The sequence below is a fragment of the Spirosoma jeollabukense genome (assembly GCF_054777855.1).
In genome coordinates this window covers 176,638-192,028 of sequence record NZ_BAAHAD010000012.1, presented here as the reverse complement: position 1 = coordinate 192,028, position 15,391 = coordinate 176,638, and the positions used below count along the sequence as shown (strand labels likewise).

General features: G+C 49.2%; 21 protein-coding genes. 20 read left to right on the top strand and 1 reads right to left on the bottom strand.

Annotated features, from left to right (window positions below; translation table 11 throughout):
- Positions 1 to 13: 13 nt before the first annotated feature.
- The 17 genes from ACYVEA_RS29325 to ACYVEA_RS29245 all read left to right on the top strand — a co-directional run bounded on the left by ACYVEA_RS29325 (position 14) and on the right by ACYVEA_RS29245 (position 10,490).
- Positions 14 to 202 carry a hypothetical protein gene (locus ACYVEA_RS29325; RefSeq protein ID WP_461116945.1) on the top strand — a complete coding sequence of 63 codons (189 nt, stop codon included), beginning with the start codon at positions 14 to 16 and terminating at the stop codon, positions 200 to 202.
- 108 nt (positions 203 to 310) lie between these two features.
- Positions 311 to 697, top strand: a complete 387-nt coding sequence (locus ACYVEA_RS29320; protein ID WP_461116944.1) for a LytTR family transcriptional regulator DNA-binding domain-containing protein — start codon at positions 311 to 313, stop codon at positions 695 to 697.
- Positions 694 to 1,929 carry a phosphoadenosine phosphosulfate reductase domain-containing protein gene (locus ACYVEA_RS29315; RefSeq protein WP_461116943.1) on the top strand — a complete coding sequence of 412 codons (1,236 nt, stop codon included), beginning with the start codon at positions 694 to 696 and terminating at the stop codon, positions 1,927 to 1,929. The genes ACYVEA_RS29320 and ACYVEA_RS29315 overlap by 4 nt, the downstream gene beginning before the upstream one ends.
- A 195-nt stretch (positions 1,930 to 2,124) precedes the next feature.
- A complete protein-coding gene (locus ACYVEA_RS29310) occupies positions 2,125 to 2,379 on the top strand; it encodes a hypothetical protein (RefSeq protein ID WP_461116942.1) in 255 nt (84 codons plus the stop codon).
- A gap of 8 nt (positions 2,380 to 2,387) precedes the next feature.
- The gene (locus ACYVEA_RS29305) at positions 2,388 to 2,927 is read left to right on the top strand and encodes a hypothetical protein (RefSeq protein WP_461116941.1); all 540 of its coding nucleotides are present in this window, start codon (positions 2,388 to 2,390) and stop codon (positions 2,925 to 2,927) included.
- A gap of 186 nt (positions 2,928 to 3,113) precedes the next feature.
- Entirely contained in the window at positions 3,114 to 3,512 is a 399-nt protein-coding gene (locus ACYVEA_RS29300; RefSeq protein ID WP_461116940.1) for a hypothetical protein, read from the top strand.
- 331 nt (positions 3,513 to 3,843) lie between these two features.
- Positions 3,844 to 4,365 (top strand): prtrc system protein e, encoded by a 522-nt coding sequence (locus tag ACYVEA_RS29295; RefSeq protein ID WP_461073621.1) that lies wholly within the window; start codon positions 3,844 to 3,846, stop codon positions 4,363 to 4,365.
- Between the two features lie 9 nt (positions 4,366 to 4,374).
- Positions 4,375 to 4,596 (top strand): PRTRC system protein C, encoded by a 222-nt coding sequence (locus tag ACYVEA_RS29290; RefSeq protein WP_100990059.1) that lies wholly within the window; start codon positions 4,375 to 4,377, stop codon positions 4,594 to 4,596.
- A gap of 62 nt (positions 4,597 to 4,658) precedes the next feature.
- Positions 4,659 to 5,837 (top strand): hypothetical protein, encoded by a 1,179-nt coding sequence (locus tag ACYVEA_RS29285; RefSeq protein ID WP_461116939.1) that lies wholly within the window; start codon positions 4,659 to 4,661, stop codon positions 5,835 to 5,837.
- The gene (locus tag ACYVEA_RS29280) at positions 5,758 to 6,492 is read left to right on the top strand and encodes a PRTRC system protein B (RefSeq protein WP_461116938.1); all 735 of its coding nucleotides are present in this window, start codon (positions 5,758 to 5,760) and stop codon (positions 6,490 to 6,492) included. The genes ACYVEA_RS29285 and ACYVEA_RS29280 overlap by 80 nt, the downstream gene beginning before the upstream one ends.
- Positions 6,479 to 7,351, top strand: a complete 873-nt coding sequence (locus tag ACYVEA_RS29275; RefSeq protein WP_461116937.1) for a PRTRC system ThiF family protein — start codon at positions 6,479 to 6,481, stop codon at positions 7,349 to 7,351. Before ACYVEA_RS29280 ends, ACYVEA_RS29275 begins: the two co-directional genes overlap by 14 nt.
- 195 nt (positions 7,352 to 7,546) lie before the next feature.
- The gene (locus ACYVEA_RS29270; protein ID WP_461116936.1) at positions 7,547 to 7,690 is read left to right on the top strand and encodes a hypothetical protein; all 144 of its coding nucleotides are present in this window, start codon (positions 7,547 to 7,549) and stop codon (positions 7,688 to 7,690) included.
- Positions 7,687 to 8,013 carry a hypothetical protein gene (locus ACYVEA_RS29265; RefSeq protein ID WP_461116935.1) on the top strand — a complete coding sequence of 109 codons (327 nt, stop codon included), beginning with the start codon at positions 7,687 to 7,689 and terminating at the stop codon, positions 8,011 to 8,013. Before ACYVEA_RS29270 ends, ACYVEA_RS29265 begins: the two co-directional genes overlap by 4 nt.
- Positions 8,014 to 8,333: 320 nt before the next feature.
- Positions 8,334 to 9,155, top strand: coding sequence for a hypothetical protein (locus tag ACYVEA_RS29260; RefSeq protein WP_461116934.1), 822 nt, complete (start codon positions 8,334 to 8,336; stop codon positions 9,153 to 9,155).
- A gap of 154 nt (positions 9,156 to 9,309) precedes the next feature.
- The gene (locus ACYVEA_RS29255; protein WP_100990294.1) at positions 9,310 to 9,612 is read left to right on the top strand and encodes a hypothetical protein; all 303 of its coding nucleotides are present in this window, start codon (positions 9,310 to 9,312) and stop codon (positions 9,610 to 9,612) included.
- Positions 9,613 to 9,687: 75 nt separating this feature from the next.
- Positions 9,688 to 9,921 carry a hypothetical protein gene (locus tag ACYVEA_RS29250; RefSeq protein ID WP_461116933.1) on the top strand — a complete coding sequence of 78 codons (234 nt, stop codon included), beginning with the start codon at positions 9,688 to 9,690 and terminating at the stop codon, positions 9,919 to 9,921.
- 227 nt (positions 9,922 to 10,148) lie between these two features.
- Positions 10,149 to 10,490: a hypothetical protein gene (locus ACYVEA_RS29245; protein ID WP_461116932.1), complete on the top strand. Its 342-nt coding sequence runs from the start codon at positions 10,149 to 10,151 to the stop codon at positions 10,488 to 10,490.
- Between the two features lie 494 nt (positions 10,491 to 10,984).
- Here ACYVEA_RS29245 and ACYVEA_RS29240 read toward each other — a convergent pair whose 3' ends face one another.
- Entirely contained in the window at positions 10,985 to 11,971 is a 987-nt protein-coding gene (locus ACYVEA_RS29240) for a hypothetical protein (RefSeq protein ID WP_461116931.1), read from the bottom strand.
- Positions 11,972 to 12,315: 344 nt separating this feature from the next.
- On the opposite strand from ACYVEA_RS29240, the gene ACYVEA_RS29235 reads away from it, so the two are divergent.
- The 3 genes from ACYVEA_RS29235 to ACYVEA_RS29225 all read left to right on the top strand — a co-directional run bounded on the left by ACYVEA_RS29235 (position 12,316) and on the right by ACYVEA_RS29225 (position 15,359).
- Positions 12,316 to 13,140, top strand: a complete 825-nt coding sequence (locus tag ACYVEA_RS29235; protein ID WP_461116930.1) for a recombination directionality factor — start codon at positions 12,316 to 12,318, stop codon at positions 13,138 to 13,140.
- Between the two features lie 134 nt (positions 13,141 to 13,274).
- On the top strand, positions 13,275 to 14,063 hold the full coding sequence (locus tag ACYVEA_RS29230) for a ParA family protein (RefSeq protein ID WP_461073603.1): 789 nt from the start codon (positions 13,275 to 13,277) through the stop codon (positions 14,061 to 14,063).
- Positions 14,064 to 14,072: 9 nt separating this feature from the next.
- Complete coding sequence (locus tag ACYVEA_RS29225) at positions 14,073 to 15,359, top strand: hypothetical protein (protein WP_461116929.1); 1,287 nt, start codon at positions 14,073 to 14,075, stop codon at positions 15,357 to 15,359.
- The last annotated feature ends 32 nt before the right edge of the window (positions 15,360 to 15,391 follow it).

Sequence of the window (15,391 nt, the reverse complement as noted above, 5' to 3'; positions counted from 1 at the left end):
GTCCCCGGATGCTATGGCCAAGCAAAAAGAAAATCCCTTTAGATGTGAAGTTCGCATTAAGGGTCAAACCGAACCATTTGCTACGTTCAAATTCCAGTCAGACGCCAGACATTTCGCCGAATGGTCAAGAGAAGCGTACATGAATAGTACCGAACTCTGGCAGGATGAAGAACTGATTCTTGAATTCAAAAAGCCAAGTTGATTGGCGGACTTTAGAGAGAGCTGTCAGACAAGCTTACTAAGAGACGTATTGTTCCTAAGCGCTCTTTGGTGCGGTGGCTCTTAACCTGTTCATTAATTCTTCCCGGTCATGAATCATCGACCCTTCTCATTGGCTCGGCAGGTATGCTATTTGTCAGGCGAGCAGAATTACACATGGACCCATCTTTTATCGGGATACCGGGATCTTCGACGGGGCCCGCTTGCCCTAGTGGCCCAGTACTATCCCAGCTTTTTGCGGATTCATAAGCAATACGTTATCAATCCGGACTACCTGCTCAGTGTGCACCAGCAAACCCGCTCTCAGAAACGGCCTTTGTTTGACGTTGAGTTAGTGGGTGGCGTGCGTCTACCCATTGCCCAAAGCCGGGTATACACGCTGTTACCCGTGTTACAAAGTATGCTGCAACGGAATCAATCCCAGATATCCAGTAGGTCAGGCCGGATAGCAAAGAAGGCAAACCAAATTCTTATATGAGCCAGCTTTCTCTTTTTGCTTCACCTGAAATGTCCGTCCTGTCAACGGACGAGGGTTTTGGCCTTGCCATTGATGACGAAGTCAATCGCCTACTCGCGCAGCAGGCCCCGGTTGCCATTGGCATTAGTGGCGGAAAAGATTCATCGGCCTGTGCCTGGGCAGTCATGGCTTACCTGAACCGGATCGGTCACCGGGGGCCGCGCGTCCTGGTTCATGCAGACCTGGGACAGATTGAATGGGAGGACTCTGCCCGTATTTGTCAACAGGTGGCCCATCAATTAGGCATTCCGTTAATTACCGTACAACGCCGGCAGGGAGGCATGATCGAGCGTTGGCAACAACGCTGGCAGTCTAATGTGGAACGGTACAAAAACCTCTCCTGCGTGTCGCTAATCCTGCCCTGGTCGACCCCATCCATGCGGTTCTGCACGAGCGAGTTAAAAACAGCCATTATCTGCCAGCGACTAACCGAACTGTTTCCTAATCAGGTAATCATTTCGGTAACCGGCGTTCGCCGGGCCGAAAGCAAGGACCGCCAGCGTACGCCCGTCCAGCAGCCCCAGTCTGCCCTGTTGCGTAAGAAAAAGAATACAAGCGGTATTACCTGGAATCCCTTGGTTGACTGGACGCTGGCTCAGGTTTGGGACGCGCACAAGACTGGGGGCTTGCCCATTCACCAAGCCTATCGACACTACGGTTGCAGCCGGGTTTCGTGTACCTTTTGCATTATGTCTAGTCAGGCCGACTTACGCGGGGCGCTTAAGGCCCAGCATAATCATGCAGCCTACCGTCAGCTGATCGATCTGGAGAATGCATCGGGCTTCTCCTTTCAGGGTGCTACCTGGCTGGCAAGCCTGGCCCCAGAGTTGCTATCGGCTGAACAGCAAATGGGCCACCAACAAGCCAGGTATCGAGCGCAGGAGAGGACCGCCTTACAACAAAGGCTGCCGAAGCGAATCCGCTTTACCAAAGGCTGGCCAACCGAGATGATCGGATTGGACGATGCAAAGGTACTGGCGATGGTGCGACGGCACATCGCGCAGCTGTATGGATGGGCCGACATGCCCTACACAACTGCGGAATCCATTCAACTGCGCTACGCAGAATTATTACTTCAGAAATCGCTTCGCGAAACAAAAAAACCAGTGGCTGTTGACTTGGGTATGGCTAGACGGACCCGGAACAGACGACAAAAACAAGACACAGCCCAAAAACCTGAACGATGTCCTTGAAAATAGCCTGAGACTGGGACGTCTTTGGAACCGGAAAGGGTGAAACGCGCCACAGGCGTCATCAACGAACCTATTCACCCTGCCTGTATCACTTCACCTTCTCATCCAAGATAACGGGGGGTGAAAGGCAACACAGCTTTGCAAGCCTTATCGATTAGCGACCATACCCAGGGCTGAGGGGCGTATCTTTAGTACATGGAACACGCCTCAACTGCTCCCCGCCTTCGCCAGATTCAGGTGCCGCCCGTCCGCAAAAGCAAGCGGCCCCCAATTCTCCACATTCGCCGGATCAAACTGGCCGGGGGGCGTTTAGAGTACCGCATACCCATCGAGGTAGACCGAACTTCGTACGTGCAGCTTTGGTGCGATAAACGCGATCGAAAAGCCACTGAGCAGCGGCTCATCGAGCAACACGCCGATAAGCGGGTGAAATTTTATAGCTTAAAATAGACGCCCACATGGCAAGTAGGCAACTGAACCTCTTTAGCTCTCCGGTAGACGTCGCTCTACAACCGCTGCGCGTTACGCCGTTGCCGGATGTGGGCAGTCTGATCGAACGCATTGGCAGTGATGAGGACTGGCAGAAGCGGACGCTCAGTGAGGTGCTGGAACTGTGGCCATGTCTGTATGATGAGTACGTCCATATACTGCTGGAGCCCCGAAAGCAGACAGAAGAATGGTTCAAGCAAAATGGAACCCATTATGCAATGGCCAGCCCAGCCACCCGCCAGCATTACCGGCGCGAGCATGCCGCCCTGACGGACGCAAAAAACCTGTTTCATTCCATCCTGTATGGTTTGTATAGCCAGCGGATGGAAACGTTGTTTGCGCAGGCTAAACAACGGTTAATTAATAAGGGCCTGACCGGGGTAGCCCTGGAGGGGTGTGAAGAATTTTTCAACGATGTATTTCAACGGCCTGATTACCCGGATTTGGGTAAACGACTTCCTCAGCTAATGGACGATTTAGCGGTTGAGTACGCCAGATTAGTTACCTGACAGCAATACGTATATAGGTTTGCGTTCGCTGATAAAAGAGTCACTTCACCTTTTTTATTACGCCTAAGACCAGGCCATAACAGGGGAGAAGGCGCGCTTATGTTGCACTACGGTTTGGGTCCTAAGCCAGTCTATTTCCGTATCGAACGCTATTTTTGAGTCGTAAACCAGCAAACGTCTACTGATATGGAAAATGGTCATAACGGTCAGCTACCCAAACACACGCTCCCCAAATACCAGATATTAGGCTACCCGCAATCAGACGTGCAGTTTCAAATCGACCTTAAAGCCAAGACGCTTTTTCTAATTGACTTGGATCAGGGTGGGCGTAGCCTAACCAACGATATGAATAACGCCCTGTGCCGGTTGATTCACTACCAACGGGTAGAAGGCCAGCCGGTGAAGCTCAATGAGTTTACAATATTTTATTCTGACTCTACCGGAACGGTGGATGGTGTGCGTGTTTCGTTTGGCTTAATGGGTAGCCTGTCACATTCGTTTTACTCGGTTTCTATTTACGACCTGACCCGGAACGGAGGTTTCCAGAACGGAGGTTCCCGGAACGGCGGTTCAGGGCTGGAATAGATCCTACGGGACGACAATTTTCTGATCGATCCGGCGCATACGGGTTTTTCAGCCATAACCACCGAAGCGCCTTCCCTTCGGTGGTCGTATACCGATCGCAGCGCACACAGCGGGCGAGTCGGCTATCGCTACTTTACTTCACCTACTCATCTGTGTTGACAGCGATGGGGTCGATTCCTGGACCCAGGCAGGCTAACCTGCAACTAGCTACACATAACAGGGAAAAGGGCTTTCCCCATCCCTATAAGCAACACTCGTTACCCCACCCCATACCCGGTTGAATGGCTATCTTTAGACCAGTAAACAACACAATTTATTTCCTGAACAGCGTATGGAGTTTTTTCAAAAAGTCCACCAGCTTGGCTTACAGGGCGATTTTAAAATCGTCTGTCAAACCGTAGGTGAAAAACTCATTGTTAGCGTTCTGCTGACCAACGAGCAATGCGGAGACAAAGCCCAACAGCTAATAAAACCCCTGTTGTTCAATGGACTTCCAGAAGCCATTGATGAAGCTTTTTTCAGAAAGATTACAGAGCCGTATCAGCAGACTTCTCAATTGCTGGTCAGTATGGAGGACCATCTCAAAAGTGTTGCGCTGGCCAGTGAGCAGTCGGCAATGGCAAAAGCGGCTGACACCAAACAGCGAAAAGAAGCTGAGGAACAGAAAAAAAACTATGATGGCATTATGGTCAAAGTGGCTGAATTGGAAGAAGCCGGAAAATACCGCGAAGCGTGTGCCAAACTGCCCGACCCGACCCTATTCCCCAACCAGCAGGAAGCCCTCACCAAAAAGCGGGAAGAATTAGTTCAGAAGTTCAGTGCCCCTACCCTATTTGAATCAATTAATGCATAAACAACTCGTATGAACCTGATCGCCACAACCTATAAACGGGTATTTATTATTCAGGACAAAGGCCAGCCTGTTGAACTGGCTGACCCTGAACGGTCCTTAAGCCCTCAAGCCGTACTGAATTTTTATGCCAACAGTTATCCCCTGTTAACGACCGCAAAAGTAAGTGAGGGGCAAGTCAGAAACGACCGCATCGAGTACCGTTTTGATAGCGTTATGGGTACGAAAGGTTAATCAGTAGCGATCATGGGCAAACCCGCCAGAGTTATTTCAACGGACTATCCCTATTCCAATCAATGGCAACGCTCCTCGGCAATAGCCGCGTTTCTGCTCACCCTCAACTCACTCCCCGACGCGGCTCACAGCGTCGTTCAGAAACGACGCTCTTTACCGCTGAGTCAGCTACCAATGGTTTTTTAAGATACCGTTTCGAGCCAGTTGTTGAGGAACTGGCCGAACTTCACGATCAGGCGATTATCGAAGCTGAGTTCTTTCAATCCCTGTTGTTTTTGTCTCAAGCCTATGGGTTTGGTTTTGACGTAACGGCAATGGAAAATACCAGCGTTTATCCGCATAATGTTTTCCTTGCCTTTTCACAGGCCGAAGCTGCCCTGCAAGCGGCAGACTCCAATGCATCGCTGGCCATCATCGAGGACGATGATACCCTCCGATCAACCCTTGCCGTTTACAAGGTCTATGAAACGGGCTTTAGCTCGTATTATATACCGCTGGAACCCCTTTACCAGACGCTCAAGGAAAAAAGCAGGTTGTCGGCTTCGGCCCTGTTATGTTCGTTGGTATCGTATCTGCATACGGTGGCAGGTGTGGCCTTCTTTTCCGACCAGAGTAGCTTTGTCTATTATCAATGTGATATGATGGCAGAATCCATGCGGGAGGACGATGAGGAAAACCAGCTGGCTGAATTTGAGACGCTGTTAACCAATACCCGACTGGGCGGATCAATCCTACAACGGTACATAGGTTGGAACCAGCGGCATCTGGATGCGTTTGAAACGCGGCATCAATCCTTCCGACCTACCGATGAATGGGAAGAAGCCTTACACCGGATTAGCGGCTCATTTTTGAATTTATATCGTCAGTACCCTGACCGCGCCTACTACCGAAGCTATGAGCGGGGATTGGCCAATTCCGACGATGATTATTCAATTGACCCCGACCAGCGAATTGGTTTTTTATGGCAATGTGGGGATTGGGTCCATGAGAACATACTGGAATCGTTGGACTGCGATTTTAACGGGGGCGGGTACGTTGAAGAACCACTGGCGTATCATTTGTTTGAACGGCCTTGCGCCAAACCACCGCTTTGTTTAGCCTTTGAGGAGGTATTCTATACCGGCCTTGATGAGCTAGCCGACCTACTAAAAAACCTTGCTGATGAACAACATAACCGCAAAGTATGGGAAGTCGTATCTGCCGACGCAGGGACTGCTGGTCTATCGACAGGCGAGCAATAGTCATCATGGGCATGTGCAAGCCTTCGACGTTGACCCGGTTTCTGGTCATCCCATTAATTTCCATCCCTTAACCGAACAAGAGTCAAGGCAGTTAGCCAAAATCCTGACGGTGGAAAAAGAAAAGAAAAAAGGTTTTTTACGACTCAACGGGCTGTTGCCCGAAAACGTACTTTATCTGGATGCCGATCAGGGCCGGGTAATGTGGTACACCCCCCCGCAACAGCGTAACTTATATTTCATCGAGTCGTTAACTATACCGAACGGGATAGCCCCTCTACCCGCGTTGGTATGGTTGGCTTCCAAGAATTATTTATTTCTGTTTGCCCTGCTGAGTGCCGAGAAACCGACCATAGATACCCCCCTATATTATGCTCCGTTTTTCAATACCAACAAGCAGGGAGGGGTCTGCATGGGAACTGTCAGCGTCGGTATTCGTCAGTCGTCCACGCTTAACGAATTTATGGCGGCATGGGAAGAAAGCTTTTTCAATTCGTACTTCTCCCACCTGTTCGATGAACATCAGCCTGTTCAGGGTAACATCATTCAACTATGGCAACGATTGATTGATCAGAATACAGCTTTTCCCCTTGAGGTACTCGTTACCAGCCCCTTCACGTTAAAACAACTTACAGGTTATACAGATGGAAACAACTAGACCCCGCGTGGATTCGCCCGATCAGGCGCGACCAAGTGTTCATTTTACCGCTTCATACCTGCTGAATCCGACCAATCCGCTGACGGTTAATTTAATCGGGGCCGGGGGGACCGGCTCGCAGGTGTTGACCTTGCTGGCCAGAATGAACCACGCCTTTACCGAATTAGGCCACCCCGGTTTGCATGTTCGGTTATGGGACGGTGATACCGTCAGCCATGCGAACCTGGGTAGACAGTTATTTGCCCATTCTGAATTGAAACTTAACAAAGCAGTTGCCTTAATTAACCGGGTCAACGGTTTTTTTGGCACCAACTGGAAAGCGGTTCCAACCCCCTACTGTATCAGCCGCCTTCGGGGAACTTCGCGCCAGTACGCATCGGCCAATCTGTTCATTACGTGCGTAGATACTGTATCGGCACGGCGGGAAATTGCGCTGATATTACAGGGACTAAGCGTACAGGCCAAACAGGACCGGGTCGCGCCTGACCGGGGCGCGTTCGACCGCGACAGACCCTATTACTGGCTTGATTACGGGAACAGTCAACAAATCGGTCAGGTCATTTTATCGACTGTTGGCGAAATTGAACAACCCCCTACGCAGGAATATATGGCTGTTGGCCAGCTTCCCTTTATTACGGACGAATTTGACCAGTTACTTTTCGAAGCTGACCAGTCCGATAATACGCCCAGCTGTTCACTGGCCGAAGCGTTGCAAAAGCAGGAGTTATTTATTAATTCAACACTAGCCAATCATGGCTGTTCTCTACTTTGGACCCTGTTCCGCAAAGCGATGACACCCCACCGGGGCTGTTTCCTTAATCTGGAAACGGGCCGCACCGCTCCTTTGCCCATCGCCTAACCGGGATGGCTTTACTCTGTTTACTTTACTTCACCTTCTCAAGCAGTACGTTCAATGACTATAACAGGGGAAAAGGCTTATCCGTAGGCTGATTGATAGCCTATTAAAGCAGCCTTATGAGGAATTGAGTCCTATAAAAGCCGTATTTTTAAGTAAGCCAACATACGCCTCCGCCACGGTAACTCTCCTACGGTTATGGATACTCAATTTTATATTCGTACCTCCCACGCGGGCAGTCCCGCCAATAAACTCCAAAAGGCGATTTTGGATGTCATGCCAGCCTATTGTAATCAGCGGACCGCCGCTGCGGTTGACCGACGAGCCGAACGTGTTCATTGAACGGCCGCAGCGGCGGTCCGCTCACCAATCGAATCAACTACATCAACTGTCAATTTCCGCGTTGTAGCCCGATGAAAGTGGGGAGTAACCCACTGGGTCAGTATTTACGGCAGGGTGGAGATAAGGGTAAAGTCAGTGACCAGGAGCAAGGTGCTAGGCAGGGCTGGCGGGTATCAATTTCGGGCCTTGTTGAGTTAGAGCTTATGCCCGTGAAGGGCACCCTGGCATTTGATAAACCCGATCCCTACGTATTCATGGTCCTCAGGACGGCGACGGACACGGATCAAACGGCGCAACAGATGTCAGTTTTTCTTGACGTATAAGCCTATCCGTTCGCTTGTATGATGACCAGTCGAATGTTGCACCTTCTCCAAGCCAGTGCTGATGCCTATCCGTATGACAGCCGCGCTAACAGTCGCTTTCAGTAAGGCACTTACTGAGTGTTAACAAGCCCGGCAAACCGTTTACGCTAGTCATATATAACCCTAAACACGTAATGATGTCTGTACTATTTAACACTGATTTACCGACTCGTATCCTCTTTGTCGGGGGTGGTCAGGACTCCGTAGCGTTACTAATGTTATGCCAGCATGATATAGGTTTTCGGAAAACGTTTTTGGGTAAATCTAATTTCTGTGCTTTAATGACTGACACCGGCAATGAATATCAGGAAACAGAAGAATACGTTTCGTGGCTAAAACAATGGTGTCCAACGGTCGGGATTGATTTTACGTTCGTGACGCCGGACATGGGCTTTCACGGGGCCACCTGGCAGAGCCTTACGGATCAGATGGAGCGCAATAACAACATTATGGGCGTCACCTTTGCTAAATCCTGCACCGATAATCTGAAGATTAAAGTCAGCTATCGCTTTCTGGCGCAGTGGCTACGAGATCATTACGGATACCGTGGCAATGACCCTTCCGTTTTTTACCAGTACCGCCATTACTTCGGTAAGCTGGTCAGCTGGATCGGTTTTGCCGCCGGGGAGGAAAGCCGGGTCGCTCATCCAGGCCCCAAAACGCCAGCCAAACCGGATGAATACGTTCTGTTTCAAGAGGGCGACACCGGTCCCGCCTATATCCCCAAATGGCGGAAACTGTGCGTTGAGCATCGCTATCCGCTCCTGGAACTGGGCCACGACCGGGCCGCCTGCCAACGCATCATTGCCGGGTACGGATATCCGGTACCCTACCCAAGTAATTGTATGTTCTGTCCCTTTCAGAACGAAGTCGAGATCGTTTATTTGTACAGAACCCACCCGGATCGCTGGCAACAGTGGGTAGAGCGCGAAGCAGCTAAGCTGGCTAAATTCGCTCAGTCCAAAGTCAACCATGGCGTAAAAGGGAAACTCGCTCTACCACAGTACCTCAAGAAGGCACTGGAGAAGTATGGTCACTGGAGTATCGAACAGTTGCGAGAATACCGATTTTCTCATGGTCATTGTGTTGTCTCTAAGTATTGACTAACCCGATAGAGACTTGGCTACCTCACTTCACGAATTCAGGCAATACTAAAACAGGGGAATAAAACTTGACTATCAGCCGCAGCTACCCCCTATTGTAATCAGCTGCCCCCACGATGAATCGTATTTTTAGGAAGGTAAACACCTGATTATTATGAGCAAAATACCGTTTGAAGGCTTAAACTTTGGTAGTTATAAACAGCCCCTTCAAGTGCGAGAAAAGTACCGTCTATTAATTCATCACCGGATTAACACCAATGCCGAGCGGGTTAAGGCGAATGAGCCGATTTACAAAAAGTTACTATCGGATAATAAGGTGTCGAGGAAGTTTGCCCGTGAGTTTATTCAAATTCAGCTCTGGTTTTTTAAAAATAATACGGCTTTTTTCACCCGCTGGCGTAAGAATAGAAAAAAGCTGGTACCACCTAAAAACTTACCTGCTCACTTATTCAGGTAATACCTACTGACGGGTAGTGCCTAAAAGAAAGTTATAAACCAGTGCCGATTCAGTACTAAACCCTTACGCCCTGTTATGGAAACGAAGTCCCTGACCCAGCAAGCCGTTTACCAGTTCCTGAATGAACTGTATCAAATTGACCAAACCTTATCGGGCAATTACAATCCTAACCAGGATAAGGACGTAAACTTAACGGGCCTGGGAGAACTGGTACTGGATAAGTTTACTATTGAGGTGAATGATCCGCAAGAAAATGACGTCTTTGAATGGGTTTATCTGTGGAGTAACAGTAAAGGGTTTTTAGGATAGGTATTCAGTTGATGACCGTTTGAAGCCGGTCATGCTTGCTTCACTTCACCTACTCAAAGGATAAAGGGCATGACTAATCATCCGTGGTGATAGTCGGGGAGAAGGCTACGCCCATTATAACAGGGGAAAGGGAACATTGCGCAGGTAATAACGAGTTTCCCTTAACCCCCAGGCAATGACCTGTTCTGACGATCTTTAGGGTATAGAAAATCAGCCACAACTCCGCTATGCAGCCTGTTCTTACCCCCGCTCTTCAAAAACAAAACGGCATCCGTGCTCAAATCTATCGTCATTATGGACCCAATGAGCGCCATTTGCTGGGTCACGTCGATAGCGTCGTCATTGTCGGTGAAGGCATCACCGGGAATGCATTTGTCTCGGAGCGATGCCCCGCCGTTTACCTTGAACCAAGTGCGTTAGGCGATGAATACGCCCCCCATCTACGGCCAGTTGGTCATGAGAAAAAACACCTTATGGCTAGTGGGGACTGGGTTTACAGCGATCAACCCGATTTTGCTGCGCATTTCAAGGGATTTCTGAAGCTCCATGACCGCTACGAAGGACGTTAAAGGCTACCCAGCCTCGTTTCAAGTAAAGTAAGTTTAGCGCTCATCACCGGCCACATCAGGCAAAGCCTTTAGCCCAATGACCAGCGCCAAACCTACTACTTCACCTAGTATCGTTTTACAGCACTTATCCACTTAATCCGGCTAAAAAGCCGGGGTATAACGGGGGAAGGAACTGATATAAATTACTCCTTTATAGCCTTCATTGATCGATTTTCATCCTAGTCAGAACGTATCTTCCGACTATCAAAAAAGAAGGAATTAGGCTTACCTCCACTGTTTTTCGACCCCCAATCATCTCCGGGAAATTACGTCCGGTAGCCCCTGAATCACCGTTACTGACCAATTCTCACTTCTGGAACTGCACTTGTCCAGAGCGGTTTGTTCATTCAAAGCTAGCTTCCTTCTGCCTGGTTTGTGGCTGCTGTCAGCACGAACAGCCCGATAGCCTGGTAAGCGAGGTAACTACTTATGACTTAGTACCACTAAAATGATAACTAACTCATTGGCTCAGCGTAGACCCGTTTTGTCGCGGGCGACAACCGGTACAGTTTTTTTGCATCAGCAGGACTTACCCCCACCCATTCATGCTTACCAGCAGGATCATACTTAATCGACTTTATCTTACGAAGAACAAATAATGATTGATGTACGTCATGTTCCTGTACATAGTACATATCTGCTCCCCATAACTTAAACGTGTTATGGGCAAAGTCGGCGTTCAATACGATATTATGACCACTTACCTGACTTTCGACACTGGGATAGATTAACCCGTTTATGGGCGCGACTTTATTGACTCGAAAGTCATTGAAGAGGATGTTTGACAGCGTACTGGTAAATCGATAAACTTCATTGCTACCTTTTTCGGCAAACACCTGCCCGATATAAGCATCCACGTCGCGAACTTCCTGATCGGTAGATGGAGAAAAATAAGGCTCGTGGTTAATCAGCAGGTCATACAAGTCCTTGTCCTCGTCCGAATTCACATCAAGTGAGCGTCTAATATGTTCAGCCCCCAGTATGATTGTTTCTACCTCAATCGGTTGAGAGGGTCGATTATTGGCCGCCAGGGTAGCCAACTTATGAGCCCAGCTCGAAATCACAACGTAATGGCCTTTTTTTGCCTGAACCTCAAAAATGGGTACACCCATTTCCGAAGCCCCATAAAACATCGACTCGTTATCCAGGTTGCAGCGGCTCCGAGGAAACGTATAATCCCGGTCGGAGGGAGGAGCCGGACAGTGCATTCGGTCGATGAGTGGGCTGCCGTCAGAGTCACTAAACCAATTTTCGTTGATATGTTTAGTGGCCCGATGGAGTAGGGGATGTTGAAAAATGTAGGGGGTGTAGGCAAATTTAAGTTTTGGATCTGAAAACAACTCATAAAATACCCGACGTATTTCGTAGTCATCCGTGCATGGATGGCCTATTCGGTTCCGTAGCCGGCGGAGTGTTTCGGCTGGTGTATACAATCTACTCATGTACGTTATCTTTCGTGTTGGGTCGGCGTTTCCGACCCGCTACCTAAAGAACAAATCCGAAGGCAATTTCATCCTATGCTGAACGAACGTTAGACGTGTGAAATTTTCGTAGCAAGTCCCCAACATACATCGGTTAATTGACCTCGGTGGCGGACAATTATGCTCTTAATGGATCATTATGATCGTAGATAGCAACGAAGCTTACATAATGATACTCAGCACATTAAATCAAAAATTGAAGAGAAATTTCTTAATTTTATGTTGCAATGACCGAAAAAAAAACATATATTGCTTTATATTTAAGCCATATTGAAATGGTTTATACTGTTTACCTTCATTGAACTATGCGGATTATAACGTCAATGCAACCCGTGGCTACTGGCGGCATTCCGCAGGAAGCTATTCCTGAAATAGGGCGAATTGGCCTGGGAAAACTCGCGCACACGGAAGGGGGGAAGGTATACCCAACCGCCACGGATTACTTTGTGCCCCGTGGCCGGGCTCAGGATTTATTCACGCAACTGTACGGACCGGAGCCACGCCAGTTGCCAATTTGTTTTTACAACGATGCAGAGGAAGCCAGCTGTAATGTACGGCTGGAAATCCGGGATCGGAAGGGTGATTTATACGCCTATTCGGACGGCCAAACGTTTTATTTCCGACCTAAAGACGGAAGTCCAGGCTATACCAAACTGGTTACGTTGCAACAGGTTCCGGATATTGCCTTACGGACCGAAGAACACCTACAAAAAGGACTTGCGCCCGATAAGGCCAAGCACATCGTTTGGAAGCCAACCTTATCTTTGCGTTTTATGATTCGGGACTTTCCCCTGGTTGGGTATTGGCAGATCATGACGCATGGCGCACAATCCACCATTCCCCAGGTTACTAGAATGGTAGACACCTGGAAGCAATTACTGGGAAGTTTGTGTATGGTACCCTTTGTCCTCAGCATTAAACGTGGTAAATCAAGCGATAAAGCCAAACAGTTCACCTACCTGAACTTACTGCCCGACTTCTCCCTTGATCATGCCCGGCAATTTGCCCAGAACCGCCCCAAGGAACCGGTAACTTTACCACAAGCCAGTTTACTTAATCCACTTGAGATAGGCCCGCCTGACCAGGTATATGAACCAACTGTCGTGTCTTTACCGGCTGGACACGTATAAAATTTTTTGATCTACTACGCCCGGTTGTACCGGCCGGTAGAAGCGGCCGGTTGAAACAAGTTGGTCCATTTTCGCTGAATGTAGATATTCCTTAGTTTTTTTGTTGACGCATTTCTTCCCCGTTACTTAATACCATGTCAAAACCAATTATTCTGGCCGTATTCAACAACAAAGGCGGCACGGGCAAAACAACGATAACCTTTAACCTGGCGGCCGGTATCAACCGGCGCGGTCACTCCGTGCTGATGGTAGATTTGGACCCTCAGCATAACCTGACCATGGCCGTAGGCTTGCCGGCTAAATCCAAGCATGTCGGTGATTTACTGACGGGGGATGCGCAGTGGGAAGACGTAATCGAGATGACTAAGACAAATGGGCATCCCTTTGGCTTTCTGCCCGCTAGCCTGGATCTGCAGCGTTCCGATGCCATTTTAAGTAACGACGCGGAATTTTTCGCCCTACGGAATTTGATCGAAGAAGAGGTCGAAAAAGCACCGGACGCATTTTATGATTTCGTCGTGATTGATTGCCCGCCTAACCTGGGTATACTTACCCGGAATGCCTTATGTGCTGCCCACTACTACATTGTTCCGCTGCAGGGTGAAAATTTTGCCTTCCAGGGACTGGCCCAGATTATCAAGCAGGCGACCCGCATGAAGAAAGATTTTAACCGGTCGCTTGAACTGGCAGGCATTCTTAAAAATCGGTTTGGGGAACGTACAAAGTTTGGTTCTGAAATCAAGAAAGCTTTAGTGGAAAGTAAATTGCCCGTCTTTACCGCCGCCATCCGGCAGAGCATTGGCCTGATGGAAAGCGCAGCCGAGCATAAATCCATATTTGAGTATGATCCGGGCAGTAACGGAGCTGAAGATTTTAATCAGTTAGTGGATGAGCTGCTAGCCATTCTTACTACCGCCAACTAAGTGTCAATTATGGCTAAGAAAACAAAAGATTTTTCGCAACAGGTAGGTGGCATTCTAAGCAGCGCGTTAACGCCTGAACCGGAACCGGAGGTGATGGTCAATGATGTACCCCTGCCAACGCGCCGGTTTGGTTCCAGCTCCGTTAAAACCCTCACCCCATTAACAACGGCCGAAGCCGCTCAACTGGCCCGATTGGAGGCAACGATTGACCGGGGCATGAATACCTTTCTGGATGTCGGCCGGGCATTGATTGAAATTCAGGAAAATAAACTGTACCGGGCTACTCACCTGACCATCGAACAGTACATGCTGGAACGGTTCAGTCTTAACCGAAATCGAGGCTATCAACTTATTGAAGCGGCTAAAGTTGTTAATCAGATTGCGGAAGAAATTAAATCCGATCCGGTTGAAGCAACGGATGCTTCGTCGACGGAAGGCTACCAAGCCGTTCCTACCGGGAAAGTACGTCGGTCAAAGCCCTCACCCTCAACGGCGAAACAACCCGAGGACGTCGACTATACGGAAGAGTCCGGTGATGGTACAAATTTAGCCGAACCAGCAGACGCGGAAACGGCTGGGCAAGCTTCGGGCCCCACAAGCTACGTGTGGTCAGCACCCGAAGAGGGTAAAGAAACGGGTGAACAAGGAGAAGGTGAACTATCAAACGGGAAAAACACGTCCATTCCCTTGCCCAATACCGAATCTCACGCGGCTGCGCTGGCTCAGCTGCCGGAAGATCAACGAACTACTATTTGGAAGAAGACCGTAGCCGAGAGCCAGCAAGACGGCAAGCCGATTACGGCCAGCCGCATTAAAAAAACGGCCGAGAAAGGAGGGGTTCCACTTAACAAAAAGGCCCCTAAGGACCGGGCACCCGCTAAAAATGCGGTTGGAAATAATCCTGATGCCAACGACGATTTTTCCGATGCGGCCCTGGAGCATACGCGTCAGGCGATGAACAATCCAACTTGGATAGCAGAGGAAACCAAAACGGCAACGGGCAGCGATTTAGGAGAGGAAGAATCAGTTGAGGTGGGCGAGGAGAAAACGGGCGATGCGGTGATGGATGTCGCACCAGTGGGTTCGCGCCAGGCTCTTAGTGAAGCGTTGAGTGAAAAAATCGTTCAGGCCTTACCTGGTGAAATTATGATTACCCTACGGGGTTCTTTTCTTATTCGTGAAGGTCTATCCGAAAGCTGGCAAACGCTTCGGGGGGATGATCGGGCGATTGATGAGCAGTATTCCGACACCCTGACGATTCAGGAATTCTGGGACTTGATCGGGGCGAAAAGGTAATAAGTCGGAACATACCGATTATCCTGGCAGAC